Source organism: Azonexus fungiphilus (assembly GCF_003634965.1).
Taxonomy (GTDB): Bacteria; Pseudomonadota; Gammaproteobacteria; order Burkholderiales; family Rhodocyclaceae; genus Azonexus; species Azonexus fungiphilus.
Window position 1 is genome coordinate 286932 of record NZ_RBXP01000013.1, and the last position, 15976, is coordinate 302907.

At 69.2% G+C, this 15976-nt stretch carries 12 protein-coding genes; 5 read left to right on the top strand and 7 right to left on the bottom strand.

Translation table 11 applies throughout. The features are described 5' to 3' along the window. Genes tldD through DFR40_RS06900 form a run of 3 tightly spaced genes read right to left on the bottom strand, consistent with a single transcriptional unit; the run spans position 1 to position 6143 of the window. Entirely contained in the window at positions 1 to 1446 is a 1446-nt protein-coding gene (gene tldD, locus DFR40_RS06890) for a metalloprotease TldD (RefSeq protein WP_121457744.1), read from the bottom strand. 9 nt (positions 1447 to 1455) lie between these two features. Continuing rightward, the gene (locus DFR40_RS06895) at positions 1456 to 2265 is read right to left on the bottom strand and encodes a carbon-nitrogen hydrolase family protein (protein ID WP_121457745.1); all 810 of its coding nucleotides are present in this window, start codon (positions 2263 to 2265) and stop codon (positions 1456 to 1458) included. Next, on the bottom strand, positions 2262 to 6143 hold the full coding sequence (locus DFR40_RS06900; protein ID WP_121457746.1) for a YhdP family protein: 3882 nt from the start codon (positions 6141 to 6143) through the stop codon (positions 2262 to 2264). The genes DFR40_RS06895 and DFR40_RS06900 overlap by 4 nt, the downstream gene beginning before the upstream one ends. A gap of 101 nt (positions 6144 to 6244) precedes the next feature. Between DFR40_RS06900 and glnE the strand changes: the two genes are divergently transcribed. Then, positions 6245 to 8947 carry a bifunctional [glutamate--ammonia ligase]-adenylyl-L-tyrosine phosphorylase/[glutamate--ammonia-ligase] adenylyltransferase gene (gene glnE / locus DFR40_RS06905; RefSeq protein ID WP_121457747.1) on the top strand — a complete coding sequence of 901 codons (2703 nt, stop codon included), beginning with the start codon at positions 6245 to 6247 and terminating at the stop codon, positions 8945 to 8947. Between the two features lie 4 nt (positions 8948 to 8951). Here glnE and DFR40_RS17230 read toward each other — a convergent pair whose 3' ends face one another. The 3 genes from DFR40_RS17230 to DFR40_RS06920 form a co-directional block, all read right to left on the bottom strand. After that, positions 8952 to 9563: a hypothetical protein gene (locus tag DFR40_RS17230; protein WP_245985624.1), complete on the bottom strand. Its 612-nt coding sequence runs from the start codon at positions 9561 to 9563 to the stop codon at positions 8952 to 8954. 155 nt (positions 9564 to 9718) lie between these two features. Further along, entirely contained in the window at positions 9719 to 10147 is a 429-nt protein-coding gene (mscL, locus tag DFR40_RS06915) for a large conductance mechanosensitive channel protein MscL (protein WP_121457748.1), read from the bottom strand. An 86-nt stretch (positions 10148 to 10233) separates the two neighbouring features. Next, positions 10234 to 11397, bottom strand: coding sequence for a pyridoxal phosphate-dependent aminotransferase (locus DFR40_RS06920; RefSeq protein WP_121457749.1), 1164 nt, complete (start codon positions 11395 to 11397; stop codon positions 10234 to 10236). A gap of 50 nt (positions 11398 to 11447) precedes the next feature. On the opposite strand from DFR40_RS06920, the gene mtnA reads away from it, so the two are divergent. The 3 genes from mtnA to dmeF are packed head-to-tail and all read left to right on the top strand — an operon-like array spanning position 11448 to position 14123. Further along, positions 11448 to 12536 carry an S-methyl-5-thioribose-1-phosphate isomerase gene (mtnA, locus tag DFR40_RS06925; protein WP_121457750.1) on the top strand — a complete coding sequence of 363 codons (1089 nt, stop codon included), beginning with the start codon at positions 11448 to 11450 and terminating at the stop codon, positions 12534 to 12536. 34 nt (positions 12537 to 12570) lie between these two features. Next, a complete protein-coding gene (locus DFR40_RS06930) occupies positions 12571 to 13170 on the top strand; it encodes a class II aldolase/adducin family protein (protein WP_211329751.1) in 600 nt (199 codons plus the stop codon). Next, entirely contained in the window at positions 13167 to 14123 is a 957-nt protein-coding gene (gene dmeF / locus DFR40_RS06935) for a CDF family Co(II)/Ni(II) efflux transporter DmeF (RefSeq protein ID WP_121457752.1), read from the top strand. Before DFR40_RS06930 ends, dmeF begins: the two co-directional genes overlap by 4 nt. Before the next feature lie 6 nt (positions 14124 to 14129). Here the strand turns inward: dmeF and DFR40_RS06940 are convergent, their stop codons facing one another. After that, positions 14130 to 14975 carry an EF-hand domain-containing protein gene (locus DFR40_RS06940; protein ID WP_121457753.1) on the bottom strand — a complete coding sequence of 282 codons (846 nt, stop codon included), beginning with the start codon at positions 14973 to 14975 and terminating at the stop codon, positions 14130 to 14132. A gap of 316 nt (positions 14976 to 15291) precedes the next feature. Between DFR40_RS06940 and DFR40_RS06945 the strand changes: the two genes are divergently transcribed. Next, entirely contained in the window at positions 15292 to 15975 is a 684-nt protein-coding gene (locus DFR40_RS06945; RefSeq protein WP_121457754.1) for a response regulator transcription factor, read from the top strand. The last annotated feature ends 1 nt before the right edge of the window (position 15976 follow it).

Consider the following 15976-nt stretch of genomic DNA (forward strand, 5'->3'; position numbering starts at 1 on the left):
TTATGCCGTCCCGCCCACCGTCAGTCCATCGATTCGCAGCGTTGGCTGGCCCACGCCGACCGGCACGCTCTGCCCTTCCTTGCCGCAGGTGCCGACGCCAGGATCGAGCCGGAGGTCGTTGCCGATCATCGACACCCGGGTCAGCGCATCCGGACCGTTGCCGATCAGCGTCGCGCCCTTGATCGGCCGCGTCACCTTGCCGTCCTCGATCAGGTAGGCCTCGCTCATCGAGAAGACGAACTTGCCGCTGGTGATGTCGACCTGGCCGCCACCGAAATTGGCGGCATAGATGCCCTTCTTCACCGACTGGATGATTTCCTGCGGATCGTGCTCGCCAGCCAGCATCATGGTGTTGGTCATGCGCGGCAGCGGCAGGTGGGCGAAGGATTCGCGGCGCCCGTTGCCGGTCGGGGCGACGCCCATCAGGCGGGCGTTCAGGCTGTCCTGCATGTAGCCCTTGAGGATGCCGTCCTCGATCAGCACGTTGCGCCGGGTCGGGTTGCCCTCGTCGTCGATGTTCAGCGAACCGCGCCGGTCGGCGATGGTGCCGTCGTCGATGACGGTGACGCCGCGGGCGGCGACGCGCTCGCCGATGCGCCCGGAAAAGGCCGAACTGCCCTTGCGGTTGAAATCGCCTTCGAGGCCGTGACCGACCGCCTCGTGCAGCAGGATGCCGGGCCAGCCGGAACCGAGCACGACGGTCATCTGGCCGGCCGGCGCCGCTTCGGCGCCGAGGTTGGTGACGGCCTGGTGCACTGCCTCGGCGGCATAGCGCTGCAGCACCTCGTCGCTGAAATAGGCGAAATCGAAACGGCCGCCGCCGCCGGAAGCGCCCTGCTCGCGCCGGCCGTTCTCCTCGACGATGACCGAGATCGAGCAACGCACCAGCGGCCGGATGTCAGCCGCCAGACGGCCGTCGGAGCCGGCAACCAGGATCACCTCGTACTCGCCGGCGAGTGAGGCATTGACCTGCTGCACGCGGCTGTCGAGGGCCCGGGCGAAGCCTTCGAAGCGTTCGAGCAGGCGCACCTTGGCGTCAGCCGGCAGCGACGCCAGCGGGTCGTTCGGCAGGTACAGCGACTGGTTCACGGTCGACGCCTGCAAAGCCGGCAAAATGCCCGACTGGCCGGCACTGGCGATGGCGCGTACGGCGCTGGCGGCATCACCCAGGGCGGCGGCACTGATGTCGTCGGAGTAGGCGAAAGCGGTCTTCTCCCCGGACACGGCCCGGACGCCGACCCCCTGGTCGATGTTGAAGCTGCCCGACTTGACGATGCCTTCGTCGAGGCTCCAGGCCTCGGAGCGCGAATACTGGAAGTAGAGGTCGGCGTAATCGACCCGGTGCGCCATGATCTGCCCGAAGGTCCGCGTCAGGTCGCGCTCGCTCAGCGAGAACGGCGTCAGCAGCAGGGATTCGGCTTGCGCCAGCGCGCTGGATTGGCTCATGGATGGTCCTTAAAGTTTGCGGTGAGCGAGCGCCGGCAGGCTCTCGCGGATGGCGGCGATGCGCTGGTGATCGAGGTCGGCGATGACGACGCCCGGCCCCTTCAGCTTGCGGTCGAGAATCTCGCCCCAGGGATCAACGATCATGCTGTTGCCGTGGGTTTCGCGGCCGTTTTCGTGCCGCCCGCCCTGGCCGACCGCGAGCAGGTAGCACTGGTTCTCGATGGCCCGGGCACGGAGCAGGATTTCCCAGTGGGCACGGCCGGTGGTCTCGGTGAACGCAGCCGGCATCAGGATCAGGTCGACCGGGCCGAGGCCGCGGTAGAGCTCGGGGAAACGCAGGTCGTAGCAGATCGACAGGGCGATCCGCCCGAACGGCGTGGTCACCGCGACCGGCGTCTCGCCGGCCTCGATGAAGGCGGATTCGTCGTAGGCTTCGTCGCCCTTGCGGAAGCCGAACAGGTGGATCTTGTCGTAGCGGGCGACGCACGCCCCCTGCGGATCGAAGACCAGGCTGCTGTTCCGCATCTTTCCGGGGACGCTGGCGGTCAACGGGAGCGAACCGGCAAAAATCCACACGCCGTGCCGCCGTGCGGTATCCGCCAGCCAATCCTGGACCGGGCCGCGGCCATAGTCCTCGCGGGCGCGCACACGGTCGGCGTCGGCCGCACCGATGATCGGGAAATACTCGGGCAGGACCAGCAACTGGGCGCCCTGGGCCACCGCCTCGTCGGCAAGCCGGCCGGCGGTTGCCAGGTTGTCGCCGACGCGCGGGCCGGAAACCATCTGCAAGGCGGCGATGCGGCAGTTCTGCGGGGTCATGGCTTCTGCTCCTGGGACGGCACCGGTTCGCTCTGGCCGAGCTTTTCGACCAGCGGGTCGGACCAGCTGCCGGTGACGTGGTAACGATACGAGAAAACGCGGTTGAGCGGGCTCTTCAGCACCGTGTTGGCGACCAGCGCCGCGGCGCCGGCGACCGGGTTGACCAGCGCCGCGGCGCCGATCGCCAGGGTGCTGACCTCGGGCCGGACGGTGACCTGGAGGTCCTGGGTTTCCTGCTGCAGGTCGGTGCGGCCGTCGATCGCCACCTGCACTGCCGGACCGTTGATCGCCAGCGGCCCGAGCGTCTTCATGACGCCGCTTTCGACGGCCAGCCGGCCCTCGATGCTGTCGAAGGCGAGGCCCTCGCTGAACAGGTCGCGGAAATCGAGGGTCAGGCGGCGCGGCAGCGACTGCAGCGAAATCAGGCCGAGCAAGCGGCCGACGCCCGGCTCGAGCTTGTTGAACTGCCCCTTTTCCGCCTTCACCGTCAGCTCGCCCGCCAGCGACGGGTAGTGCAGCGCGGTCAGCGGCCCGTTCCAGCGCAGGCTGCCGGCCAGCCTGGCCTTGCCCTGGCGCACCGCATCCTCGTAGCCGAGCCGGTTGAGCAGCTTGCCGATGTCACCGGCAGCGAGCTCGAAATCGAGATCGGTGCGCTGACGCGCGCCGCGCGTCCACCGGCCGCTGCCGGACAGCTCGCCATCGGCGTTGTGCAGGCGCAACTTCTCCAGCAGCCAGGAGCCGCGCAGGTTGCGGGCGCGCAGTTCGAGCTGGCCGAGCGCCTTCTTGCCCAGCCAGAGGTCGTCGACGACCAGGCTCATGCCCGGCAGGTGGTCGATTGCCGTCGGCGGCTGGCTGGCTTCGCCACTGCCGCTCGCTGCCGGCAGGTGGAGGCGGCGCAAGCGCCCCTCGATCCAGCCGTCGTCGGCGGCACGCCAGGTCAGCTCGCCCAGCGCCTCGCGCATGCGCAGGTCGATCTTCCAGGCGGCGCCCTGCGGTGCCAGGCCGACGTCGATGTCGTGGAATTCGCTGCCGAACAGCTTGAGCAGCGGCGTCTTCAGGCTGATCCGCCCGAGCGCCAGGCCGTCGCCGGCGGCACCGCCGGCATTGCCGCCGGCGTCGGCCGACAGGAAATTGCGCCAGGCGTCGCCGTCCACCTGCGGCATCGCCACGCGCACCGCCAGGCCGCTCTCGGGCAGGCTGGCGTCGGCGTCGCCGACGGCGAAGACGCCCTGCGCCCACTTGCCGTCGCGGCGCAGCACGGTGCCGCGGGCGATGTTGCCGAGCGAAATCCGGTACTGCTCGACCCCGGGCGCCGGGCCGGTGCGTTCGACGCGCAGCGGCAGACGGGCACTGGCGGTCTTGTTGAACAGGTCGGGCAGCGGCGAGCTGACGCCGAGCAGGTCGGAAGTCACCAGCACGTAGGCATTGCGCTTGTTGATGACGATGTCCGACTTCCACGGCGTCGAGCCGCTCAGCTGGCCGAGCAGCGGCCAGCCGAAATGCTTGCCGACCTCGCCGATGACGGCGCTGCCGGCGGCGCTGACGGTGACCTTGCCGCCGTTGCTGCCGACCTTGACGCGCAGCGGGCCGCCGAAGCCGCGGCCGGTGATCTCGCTGGCACTGACCGAGCGGTCGGTCAGGTCGAGGCGGCCATTGACCTGGCCGATCATCGGCAGGCCGTCGACCAGGTGCACCTGATTGTCGTGGAAATGGTAGGTACCGCGCATCCGGGTCTCCAGCGCGCGCCGCAGCGGGATGTCGAGCTCTAGGTCGAGGCGGCCGTTGCCGACGGCGCGCATGCCTTCGGTGAAATGATCGATGCTGGCGGCGACCGGGCTGCGCTCGATGAAATCGAGGAAGGCATTGGTCGGCCCGGCGGCGATGCCGCGGACCAGCAGCATCTCGTCCGCGGCCTCGAAATCGGGAATGCTCACCGAGACGTCGGGCAGGCTGGCCTCGAGGATGCGGCCGGCGGTCGCATGCACGCGCATGCCGTGATCGAAGGCCATGTCGGCGGCGACCCCGTCAATCACCGGCCAGCCCTCGGCGTAGTCGATGCGGGTGTCGCGGGCCTTGGCGGTGACCAGGAATTTACCGGTCGACGGGTCGCGGAAGGGAAAATTGCGCAAGTCGCCCTTGAGCACCAGCTTGCCCTCGTGCGCGGTGCCGCTGACGATGCCGCGGCGCAGCCAGGCCCGGGCATCGGCATTGACGGCATGCGGCATGTAGCGCCAGACGGCGTTGCCGTTGGCGCGATCGATCTTTGCCTGGAGATCGATCTCGCCCGGGCCGTCGCCGCTGTAGCGATATTTGCCGTGGGCGTTGCCGGCGGCGTCGGGGCCGGCGAAGTCGACCCGGTCGATGTCGATTTCCAGGCCGTCGGCCCGGTTACGCCAGGCGACCCGGGCCTTGAGCTTGTCGAAGGCGATGTCGGGTTCCGGGAAGACCGCCGGCAGCGACAGGCCGGCCTGCGTCGCATCGATGTTCAGCTTGCCGCCGTTCTCGGTCAGGTCGATGCTGCCGGACAGTCCGCTGGCACCGGGGAAATAGCTCGCGGCCCGGACGCCCAGGCCGGCAAAGCGGGCGGCCAGCGCGTAGCGGCTCAGCGCCTGCGCTTCCAGCCCCCAGCTGGCGCGCAACTCGGCGATCCGGCCATGCGGTGCGTAGGCGAGCAGCAGCTCGCGGCTGCGCGCGTCGAGCGGCAGATGGGCGGCGAGTCGGGCAAGCACGTCGAGGTCGAGCAAATTTGCCCGGAAATTGCCGTTGACCGTGACATCCTGCTGGCGCCAGTCGAGGTCGAAGTCGGTCGGCACCAGGCGGATGCCGTCGACAGTGAGCAGTTCCAGCTGGCGCGCCGCCAGCGACCAGGCGCCGCTGCGGTACTCGCCGCGCAGGCGGCCGCGCAGGCTGGCCAGGTCGAGCGCCGGCAGGGTCTGGCCGAGGTGGATGCGCAGCGACTCGAGGGCCAGGTCGGTGGTCACCCGGCCGGCGCCTTCGTCGAGATCGCCCCACAGGCGCAAGGCGCCGCGGCCGCGCGGCAGGTCGACCGGGTAATCGACCCAGGGCTTCCAGCCGGCGAGGTCGGCGTAATCGAGTTCGAGGTAGAGCTTGCCGGCGAAGCGCTCGAGCGCATCGTCGAGGTCGCCTTCGACCTCGCCGCGCAGGTCGATGCGCGCCGCCAGTTCGGACGGCGGCACCGCCGACAGACCGAAGCGATGGCGCCGGCCGCGGTTGTCGAGGCCGAACTGGAGATCTTCGAGCAGCAGCGGCGGCGCCTGGCGCAACTGGTCTTCCCAGACGATGGTCGCGTCGTGGATGCGGATGCGCTGCTGCTCGAGCACCCATTCGGCGAAAGCCGGATCGCTGTTGCCACCGGATTCGATGCCGGCGATGCGGATGTTGCCGCCGGCGTCGCGGCGGACATGCAGCACCGGCCGCTCGAAGGCGAGCAGGGCAAGCACCGGGCGCAGGCGCAGCAGGCTCTGCCAGGAAAGCACGGCATCGACGCGCTCGAGCGTGAAGCTGGGCACGCCCGCGGCGTCGAGCAAGGCCAGGTCGTCGAGCAGCAGCTCCGGATTGAGTCCGCGCCAGTGCGCCTCGACCCGGCCGATCCGGACTTCCTGGCCGAGCGCGCTGCCGAGCGCCCGCTCGAGATCGTCGCGGTAGTCGCCGATCGCCGGCAGGACCGCGAAGCGCAGCGCCAGCACCAGCCCGACGAAGAGCAGCCAGCCGGCGAACGCCGCCCAGGCAGCGATGCGCAGGCCGAGCCGGAGCGCCGGCCGGGCGAGCAGGGTGCGCAAGCCGTGCAGCCGGTAGTAGGCCCCGCGGCGAAGATCACGGGCGAGTTCGGAAGGAGGTTGGCCGGACGGATTACTCAAGCGTCGCGTCGCTTTGCCAGATGCGGTCGGAGGTCACTACAATCGGGAAACTGATAATTGTGCGCACATTCTACCTTCTCGGCCCGTCGCCGACAGATTCCATGGACACCCAAATCGATCCCCGCTGGCAACCGGCGCTGGCCCACAGCCGCTACCTGAGCAACCTCCTCCAGGCGCGCCCGGCGCTGATTCCCGAACTCGCCGCCAGCTGGCAGCAACCGCTCGACGCCGGGCTGCTGACGGCGGCGCTGAGCGGCGACTTCGCCGACGACGAGGCGCTCAAGTCGGCGCTGCGCCGGCTGCGCCACCGGGCGATGGCCCACCTGATGCTGCGCGACCTGTGCGGACTGGCACCGCTGGCCGAGGTCGTCGAGAGCATGACGCTGCTCGCCGACGTCACCACCAATTTCGCCCTCGCCCACTACCACCGCCAGCTCGCCGCCAGCTACGGCGAACCGCTCGACAGCCGGGGACGGCCGCAGCGGCTGCTGGTGATCGGCATGGGCAAGCTCGGCGGCCGCGAGCTGAACGTCTCCTCCGACGTCGATTACATCTTCGTCTACCCCGAGGAAGGCGACACCGCCGGCCCGAAGTCGATCGAGAACTACGATTTCTTCACCCGCCTCGGCAAGCGCGTGATCCAGGCGCTCGGCGACATCACCGCCGACGGCCAGGTCTTCCGCGTCGACATGCGCCTGCGCCCGAACGGCGATTCCGGGCCGCTGGTCTGCTCGCTCGACTCGCTCGAGAACTACTTCATCACCCAGGGCCGCGAGTGGGAACGCTACGCCTGGATCAAGGGCCGGACGATGAACGCCGGCGACAACCTGCAGCCGGAATGGGTCGAGGCGATGCAGAAGATCGCCCGCCCCTTCGTCTTCCGCAAATACCTCGACTTCGGCGCGATCAACGCGATGCGCGACCTGCACGCACAGATCCGCCGCGAAGTCGCGCGCAAGGACATGGCCGACCACGTCAAGCTCGGTCCCGGCGGCATCCGCGAGATCGAGTTCATGGCCCAGGTCTTCCAGCTGATCCGCGGCGGCCGCGATCCGGCGCTGCAGATCCGGCCGACGCTGGCGGTGCTCGCCCTGCTCGTCGAGCGCCAGCTGCTGCCGGCCGACACCGAACAGGAACTGCGCGAGGCCTACGTCTTCCTGCGCCGCCTCGAGCATCGCCTGCAATACGTCGGCGACCAGCAGACGCACCTGCTCCCGGTCGACGCCGCGGAACGGCAGAAAATCGCCGTCAGCATGGACTTCGCCGACTGGCCGGCGCTGCTCGCCGTGCTCGACGAACACCGCGCCCGGGTCAGCCGGCATTTCGACGCGGTCTTCTCCGACCCCGAGGCCGGCGAACACCCGCTGACCGGGTTGTGGATGAACCAGCTGGACGAGGACACCGCGCTCGAGGCCTTCGGCAACCTCGGTTTTCGCCGCCCGCGCGAGGCCATCGCCCGCCTTGCCGAGCTGCGCGCCTCGAGCCGTTACCAGCAATTGCCGGCGACCAACCGGCAGCGCCTCGACGCGGTCGGCCCGCGCCTGATCGAAGCCGCCGGCCAGACGCCCGACCCGGACACGACGCTGGTGCGCGGCATCGCCTTCCTCGAAGGCATCGCCCGCCGCGGCTCCTATCTGGCGCTGCTGCAGCAGTACCCGCTGGCCCTCAAGCGCGTCGCCGACATGGTCTGCGCCTCGACCTGGGCGACCGACTATCTCAACCGCCACCCGCTGCTCCTCGACGAGCTGCTCGATCCCCGGCTCTACGAGATGGCGACCGACTGGCAGGGTTTCCGCGAGCAGCTGCAGCGCAACCTCGCCGACCATCTCGACGACACCGAGCGCGAGATGGACATCCTGCGCGAGATGCACCACGCCCAGGTGTTCCGCCTGCTGGCCCAGGACCTGGCCGGACTGCAGACGATCGAGAAGCTTTCCGACCACCTCACCGAGCTGGCCGACAGCATCGTCCAGGAAACGCTGCCGCTGGTCTGGCGCAAGATCAAGAAACGCCACTGCGAGACGCCGAAATTCGCCGTCATCGGCTACGGCAAGATGGGCGGCAAGGAGCTCGGCTACGCCTCCGACCTCGACATGGTCTACCTCTACGACGATGCCGACCCCGACGCCCAGGAGAACTACACCCGCCTGGCCCAGCGCCTGAACACCTGGCTGTCGAGCCAGACACCGGCCGGCATCCTGTTCGAGACCGACCTGCGCCTGCGCCCGAACGGCGACGCCGGGCTGCTCGCGGTGACCGTCGATGCCTTCCGCGACTACCAGCTCAAGCAGGCCTGGACCTGGGAACACCAGGCGCTGACCCGGGCTCGTTTCTGCGCCGGCGACAGCGAAGTAGGCGCTCGCTTCGAGACCATCCGCTGCGAAATCCTGCGCCAGCCGCGCGACCTCGCCAAGCTGCGCGAGGAAGTCGTCGCCATGCGCCGCAAGATGTACGACGCGCACGCCTCGAACAGCCCGGTCGATTTCGGCCTCAAGCATGACGCCGGCGGCATCATCGACGTCGAGTTCATCGTCCAGTACCTGGTCCTCGGCCATGCCCACCGCTATCCCGAGCTCACCGGCAACCTCGGCAACATCGCGCTGCTGCGCATCGCCGGCGAACTCGGCCTGATCGACCCGCAGCTGGCGCTGGCCTGCGGCAACGCCTACCGCGAGTACCGTCGCCTGCAGCACGCCCGGCGGCTGTCGGCGACGCCGAAGGCACCGGTGCCGAGGGAAGAGGTCGAACGCCACATTGTTGCGGTCGACGCCCTCTGGCAGGCGGTTTTCGGCGCGCGCGACTGAGCACTCAGCGGTACGGGTCAAACCCCGGCTCGCCACGGCGATGTCCGGATTCGCGACGCGCCTCGCGTTCGCGTTCGCGCTCGTCTCGGCGGGCCTCCCGCCCGTCCGGCGGCGCCTGCCGCTGCTGGCGCATTTCCGGCGGCCGCGCCGGTGCCTCCTGGCGCGCCGGCGGCCGGTAATCGGGACGGTAATCCGGGCGATAGTCGTCATGGCGGCGATCGTCACGGCCGCGTCGGTCGTCGTGGCGCTCGTCGTAGCCGCGCGGCGGTACGACGCGGACCGGCGGCGGCGCCGGGCGCGGCCGCGCGTCGTGATCCCAGCGACCTTCATGCATCCGCCAGTGCGGACCGTCGCGGACCCAGCGCGGGGCGACCCAGACGTAGCCGGGACGCGGCGCCACCCAGCGGCCGGGCACCCAGACATGGCGATGACCGCCCCAGGACCAGTAGCCGGTGATCCAGACATAGCCGGGATAAGGCGGATAGCCGGGATATTCGACCCGCGGCGGCGGCGGTTCGACGACCACCGTGCCGCCGTAGTAAGGCTCGGCCGGGACCACGGCACAGGCCCCGGCAAGGGTGGCGAGGACGGCGGCGAGGATCAGGCGTTTGTTCATGACAGGCTCTCCTTGGGGTGTTCCTGAAGCCATCAACGCCCGCCCCCGATCAGCGGTGCACCGTTTTCACGACTTGTTACGTTTGCTTGCATCCGCCGTGCCGCCGGCAACAAAAAGGCCGCCCGCAGGCGGCCCGGCAACGGCGTCGGCGCGGCCTACTTCTTCAGCGCGTCGCGGATCTCGCGCAGCAGGACGACGTCTTCCGGCGTCGGCGCCGGCTCGGCCGGGGCCGGGGCGGCTTCTTCCTTGCGCAGGCGGTTCATCTGCTTGACGATCATGAAGATGATGAAGGCCAGGATGATGAAGTTGAGCAGGATGGTGGCGAAGGAACCGTAGGCGAACACCGGGATGCCGGCCTTCTTCAGTTCGGCCAGCGTCGCCAGGTTCTGCGGGTTGTCGCCGAGGACGACGAAGAGGTTGGTGAAATCGAGCTTGCCGACGACGATGCTGACGATCGGCATGATCAGGTCGCCGACGATCGAATCGACGATCTTGCCGAAGGCGGCGCCGATGATGACCCCGACGGCGAGATCCATCGCGTTGCCCTTGACGGCGAATTCCCTGAATTCCTGCAGCATGCCCATGGCGATTCCTTTCCGGTGATTGGTTAAGCGGGCGAATTATTCGGGCTGGCGCGAAGCAGCGTCAAGGCGATTTGCATTTCTCAACATTACTTTGCGAAAGCCTGCATCAGCTTTTCTGCCGCCGCCGCCAGCGTTTCCTCGCGCTTGGCGAAGCAGAAGCGGACCACCTTGTCGTCGCGCCCATCGGGCTGGAAGGCCGAGACCGGGATCACGGCGACGCCGACCTCGCGCGTCAGCCATTCGGCGAAGGCTCGGTCGGGCAGGTCGGAAATCCGGTCGTAGCGGGCGAGCTGGAAATAGGTGCCGCGACAGGGCAGCAACTCGAACGGCGTCGCTGCCAGCAGCGCCCGGAAGGCGTCGCGCTTGGCCTGGTAGAAGGCGGCCAGGCCAAGGTGGCGGGAGGCATCCTGCATGTACTCGGCGAGTGCCAGCTGCGACGGCGTATGCACCGTGAACACGTTGAACTGGTGCACCTTGCGGAACTCGGCCATCAGGGCCGCCGGGGCGACGACGTAGCCGATCTTCCAGCCGGTGATGTGGTAGGTCTTGCCGAAGCTGGAGACGACGATGCTGCGCGCCGCCAGTTCGGCGTGGCCGCAGAGGCTGGCGTGCGCCTCGCCGTCGAACAGGATGTGTTCGTAGACTTCGTCGGAAAGGATGACGATGTCGGTGCCGCGCACGGTTTTTGCCAATTCGTCGAGGTCGACCGTGGACATCAGCGCGCCGGTCGGGTTGTGCGGCGAATTGACGATGATCATCCGCGTCCGCGGCGTGATCAGCGCGCGCACCTCGTCCCAGTCGGGCGCATAGGCGGGAAAGCGCAGTTGCGCGTAGACCGCCGTGCCGCCGACCGTCTCGATCGCCGGCACGTAGCTGTCGTAGACCGGGGCGAAGACGATCACTTCGTCGCCCGGGCGGACGCAGGCGGCGATCGCGGTGAAGATCGCCTGGGTGGCGCCGGCGGTGACGGTGACCTCGCTGTCGGCGTCGACGCGGGCGCCGTAGAGCGCCGCCACCTTGCCGGCGATCGCCTGGCGCAGCGCCGGCATGCCGGTCATCGGCGGGTACTGGTTGTGGCCGGCGCACATGTGGCGATGCACGGCGTCGAACAGCGAGACGTCGGCCTGGAAATCGGGAAAGCCCTGCGACAGGTTCACGGCGCCGCAGTCGGCGGCCAGTTTCGACATCACCGTGAAGATCGTCGTGCCCATCGCCGGGAAGCGGGAATCGATGCGAAGCGGAGTATCCATGGGGCGGAACGGGTGTTTGGCAGGCGCCCACTATGCCACAATGCGTCCCCATGAACATCGACGGCATCCCCACCCGAACCCTGCGCGCCCACCCCGAGCGGCGCGCCATCGACATCATCGACCAGACCCGCCTGCCGCACGCGCTGCACTGGCTGCGCGTCGCCACGCTGGCCGAGGCCGCGCACGCGATCCGCGCCATGCAGGTGCGCGGCGCGCCGCTGATCGGCGCCACCGCCGCCTACGGACTGGCGATCGCGCTCGGCCAGCGCAGCGACGATGCCTGGCTGCGCGAGGCCGTGCTGACGCTGTGGGAAACCCGGCCGACCGCGGTCAACCTGCACTGGGCGCTGACCCGCATGGACCGCATCGTCGCCCCGCTGCCGCCGGCCGAACGCGAAGCCGCAGCCTGGCAGGCGGCGACGCAGATCGCCGACGAGGACGTGGCGCAGAACCTGGCCATCGGCCGCCACGGCCTCGAGCTGCTGCGCCAGTTGCCGCGCCGCCAGGGCAGCGTGCTCAACGTGATGACCCACTGCAATGCCGGCTGGCTCGCCACCGTCGACGGCGGCACCGCGCTGGCGCCGGTCTATGCCGCCCACGATGCCGGCCTGCCGGTGCATGTCTGGGTCTCCGAGACGCGGCCGCGCAACCAGGGCCTGCTCACCGCCTGGGAGCTGGCCCAGCACGGCGTGCCGCACACGCTGATCGCCGACAACGCGGCCGGCATCCTGATGCGCGAAGGTCGCGTCGATGCGGTCATCGTCGGCGCCGACCGGATCGCCGCCAACGGCGACGTTGCCAACAAGGTCGGCACCTACCTCAAGGCCCTGGCCTGCGCCGACAACGGCCTGCCCTTCTACGTCGCGGCGCCGCGCTCGACGATCGACTTCGACCTGCCCGAAGGCAAGGACATCGAGATCGAAGCCCGCGACGGCGACGAATTCCGCCGCGTGCACGGCCTCGACGCGCGCGGCGTGCCGTCGGCGCTGCAACAGCTGCCGGCGGCCGAGGCGGTCGCCAACCCGGCCTTCGACGTGACCCCGGCCCGCCTGGTCAGCGCCATCCTGACCGAGCGCGGCCGCTGCGCGGCCAGCCACGCCGGCCTGCGCCAGCTTTACCCCGAGGTTGCCGGTGACTGAGCTGCGCGCGGCGCTGATCGCCACCGCCCGGGCCATGCAGCCGGCCGGGCTGAACCGCGGCACGGCCGGCAACGTCAGCGTGCGCGACGGCGACGGCTTCCTGATCACGCCGACCGGCATGGCCTACGCCGCGCTGACCCCGGACGACCTGCCGCGCATGGCCATCGACGACAGCGCCGACGGCAGCTACCACGGCCGCCGCAAGCCATCGTCGGAATGGCGCTTCCACCGCGATCTCTACGCCGCCCGCCCGGACGTCGGCGCCGTGCTCCACGCGCATTCGCCGTTCGCCGTCACGCTCGCCTGCCTGCGCCGCGAGATTCCCCCCTTCCACTACATGATCGCGCGCTTCGGCGGCAGCACGATCCGCTGCGCCGACTACGCCATTTTCGGCTCGCAGGCGCTGTCGACCGCTGCCCTGGCGGCGCTCGAGGGCCGGCGCGGCTGCCTGCTCGCCAATCACGGCCTGCTCGTCGCCGGCCGCGACCTCGACGAAGCCCTGGCCCTCGCCATCGAGCTCGAGGAGCTCTGCGAGCAGTACTGGCGCGCCTGCCAGCTCGGCGCCCCGGTCCTCCTCGACGCCGGCGAAATGGCGGCGGTGATCGATAAATTCGCCACTTACGGACAGCAATGAACGCGCACCACGACCTTTCGCGCTGGGAACAGACGCACGACTACGGCACCGGCAACGCCCGCGCCGAGGCCGGCACCCGCTGGGTGCTGTGGATCACGCTGGCGACGATGGTGGTCGAGATCGGCGCCGGCTGGTGGTTCAACTCGATGGCGCTGCTCGCCGACGGCTGGCACATGAGCTCGCACGCGCTGGCCATCGGCCTCGCCGCGCTGGCCTACGCCGCCTCCCGCAAGTACGCCCGGGACAGCCGCTTCGCCTTCGGCACCTGGAAGATCGAGGTGCTCGGCGGCTACACCAGCGCCCTCTTCCTGCTCGCCGTCGCCGCGCTGATGGTGATCGGTGCCGGCGAGCGGCTGCTCGACCCGCAGCCGATCCGCTACCTCGAGGCGATGGTCGTCGCCGCCCTCGGTCTGACGGTCAACCTGGCTTGCGCGGCAATTTTGCACCGGGCCGGCGGCCACGATCACCATGGCCACGATCACGGGCACGGGCATGACCATGCGCACGGCCACGCCGACCTCAACCTGAAGGCCGCCTACATTCACGTCATCACCGACGCGCTGACCTCGGTGCTGGCGATCGCCGCCCTGGCCGGCGGCTGGCTCTACGGCTGGGACTGGCTCGATCCGGCCTGCGCGGTGGTCGGTGCGGTGCTGGTGGCGCTATGGGCGAAGAACCTGCTGCGCCAGACCGGCAGCGTGCTCCTCGACCGCGAGATGGACCACCCGGTGGTCGAGGAAATCCGCGAGGTGATCGCCACCCTGCCGGCCGGCACCCACCTCACCGATCTTCACGTCTGGCGCGTTGGCAACGGCGCCTACGCCTGCGCCGTCTCGCTGCTCGCCCACGACGCGGCGCTGACGCCGCTGGCCGTGCGCGAGGCACTCGCCATCCACGAGGAGATCGTCCACGTCACCGTGGAGATCCACCGCTGCGACGAGTGCCCGGCCTGAGGCCGCTCAGGCCAGCGTGGACAACAGGCTGCTGGTGCGCTCGTCGGCCTGGCCGTAGGCCTGCATCAGCTGCATGATCTTCATCATCACCTGCGACTCGCTGCTCGCCGCCTGCGTCCCCGCACTGGCGGCGCTCGCCGACGACTGCTGCGACTCGTCGTAGGCCCGCGCCTCGCGGAAGCTGACCTTGCCGTCACCGTCGCTGTCGGCGGCTTCGAAGTTGGCGACGATGTCGGCGATCAGGCCGGCCCGCTCGCTGTCGCTGTCGCCGATTTCGGCCAGCTGGCTCTCCAGCTCGTCGAGCGTGAAGCCGGCGTCACCGGCCGGCGGCGGCGGTGGCGGCATTCCCTGCATCGCCGCCATCTCGGACTGCGCGGTCGTATCGTCGGTGCCGCCGTTCTTGTAGGCCATCGCCTCCTGGAAACTGACCTTGCCGTCGCCGTCGGCGTCGGTCGCCTCGAAATTGGCGACGACGTCGGCGATCAGGCTGGCGCGGTCGCTATCGGCATCGCCGATTTCCTCAAGCTGGGCGGCCAGCTCTTCCTGCGTGAAGCCTTCGTCGCCGGCCGGCGGCGGTGGCGGCATGCCGCCCTGCATGCGCATCTGGCCGAACTGCGCGTCGAGTTCTTCCTGCAGCTTGCTCAAGGTCGATGCAAACTCGCTTTCGGTGACCTTGCCGTCGCTGTCGGTGTCGAAGGCGGCAAAAACCTCGTCGACCGCGCTATCGTCGCCGCCGGAAATGGCACCGAAGGCCGACGCCAGGTCGCTCTTTTCCAGGTATCCCTGGCTCTTGCTGTCCAGCCGCGAAAACAGCTGGCTCATCTGTGACGAACTGCCCAGACCGCTGATCATGATTGACTCCTTGAATCGGGTTGAAAACGCCGGACAGACATCCGGCGGCGCTAACTGAGCAAGTTATCGGCCATTTGCCGCAAAAATTCGTGGCGAACCAGGTTAAAGGGGGTAAAAACTTGTCAAGAAATCGGCGAAATTTGACGGTCGACCGTCAAATTCGTGCAAAAACCCGCCGAAAAGCGGCAAAACCTGCCTCCGGCGAAATTTGCCGCCGCCCCCGGCAAGGCGGGGTAAAAGTCTGTAAAAACAGCGCACTGGCTGCGACCACCCGGCTATCATGCGGCCCTGAAACGCAATCAATGGAGTGCAGGACATGGCAGCCGTGCTGCTGATCGACGACGATGTTGAACTCGCCGGCATGCTCGCCGACTACCTGCGGGGCGACGGCTTCAGCGTCGAACTCGCGCACGACGGCGAAAGCGGCATCGCCGCGGCGCTCGGCGGCCGCTTCGCGATCGCCGTGCTCGACGTGATGCTGCCCGGGCTATCCGGCATCGAGGCCCTGCGCCGGATCCGCGCCGCCAGCCAGATGCCGGTGCTGATGCTGACCGCACGCGGCGACGACATGGACCGTATCGTCGGCCTCGAACTCGGTGCCGACGACTACGTTCCCAAGCCCTGCCTGCCGCGCGAACTGGCCGCCCGCCTGCGTGCCATCCTGCGCCGCGGCAGCACGGCACCGGCGGCGCCTGCGGGCGAACTGACAGTCGGTCCGCTGCGCCTGAACCCGGCGCAGCGCCTGGCCGAATGGCGCGGACGCGGGCTCGAGCTGACCAGCACCGAATTCAACCTGCTCGAGGTGCTCGCCCGCAACGCCGGCCGCACCGTCGGCAAGGACGAGCTGTCGCAGCAGGCGCTCGGCCGGCCGCTGGCGCGCTACGACCGCAGCATCGACGTGCATCTGTCGAGCATCCGCCAGAAACTCGGCCCGCTCGACGACGGCCGCTCGCCGATCCAGACGGTCTTCCGCCAGGGTTACCAGATGATTCCGGGCTGAG

Coding starts and splice junctions, on each gene's coding strand:
- tldD (WP_121457744.1), bottom strand. CDS start 1,446: ATGAGCCAATCCAGCGCGCTGGCGCAAGCCGAATCCCTGCTGCTGACG.
- DFR40_RS06895 (WP_121457745.1), bottom strand. CDS start 2,265: ATGACCCCGCAGAACTGCCGCATCGCCGCCTTGCAGATGGTTTCCGGC.
- glnE (WP_121457747.1), top strand. CDS start 6,245: ATGGACACCCAAATCGATCCCCGCTGGCAACCGGCGCTGGCCCACAGC.
- DFR40_RS17230 (WP_245985624.1), bottom strand. CDS start 9,563: ATGAACAAACGCCTGATCCTCGCCGCCGTCCTCGCCACCCTTGCCGGG.
- mscL (WP_121457748.1), bottom strand. CDS start 10,147: ATGGGCATGCTGCAGGAATTCAGGGAATTCGCCGTCAAGGGCAACGCG.
- DFR40_RS06920 (WP_121457749.1), bottom strand. CDS start 11,397: ATGGATACTCCGCTTCGCATCGATTCCCGCTTCCCGGCGATGGGCACG.
- mtnA (WP_121457750.1), top strand. CDS start 11,448: ATGAACATCGACGGCATCCCCACCCGAACCCTGCGCGCCCACCCCGAG.
- DFR40_RS06930 (WP_211329751.1), top strand. CDS start 12,571: ATGCAGCCGGCCGGGCTGAACCGCGGCACGGCCGGCAACGTCAGCGTG.
- dmeF (WP_121457752.1), top strand. CDS start 13,167: ATGAACGCGCACCACGACCTTTCGCGCTGGGAACAGACGCACGACTAC.
- DFR40_RS06940 (WP_121457753.1), bottom strand. CDS start 14,975: ATGATCAGCGGTCTGGGCAGTTCGTCACAGATGAGCCAGCTGTTTTCG.
- DFR40_RS06945 (WP_121457754.1), top strand. CDS start 15,292: ATGGCAGCCGTGCTGCTGATCGACGACGATGTTGAACTCGCCGGCATG.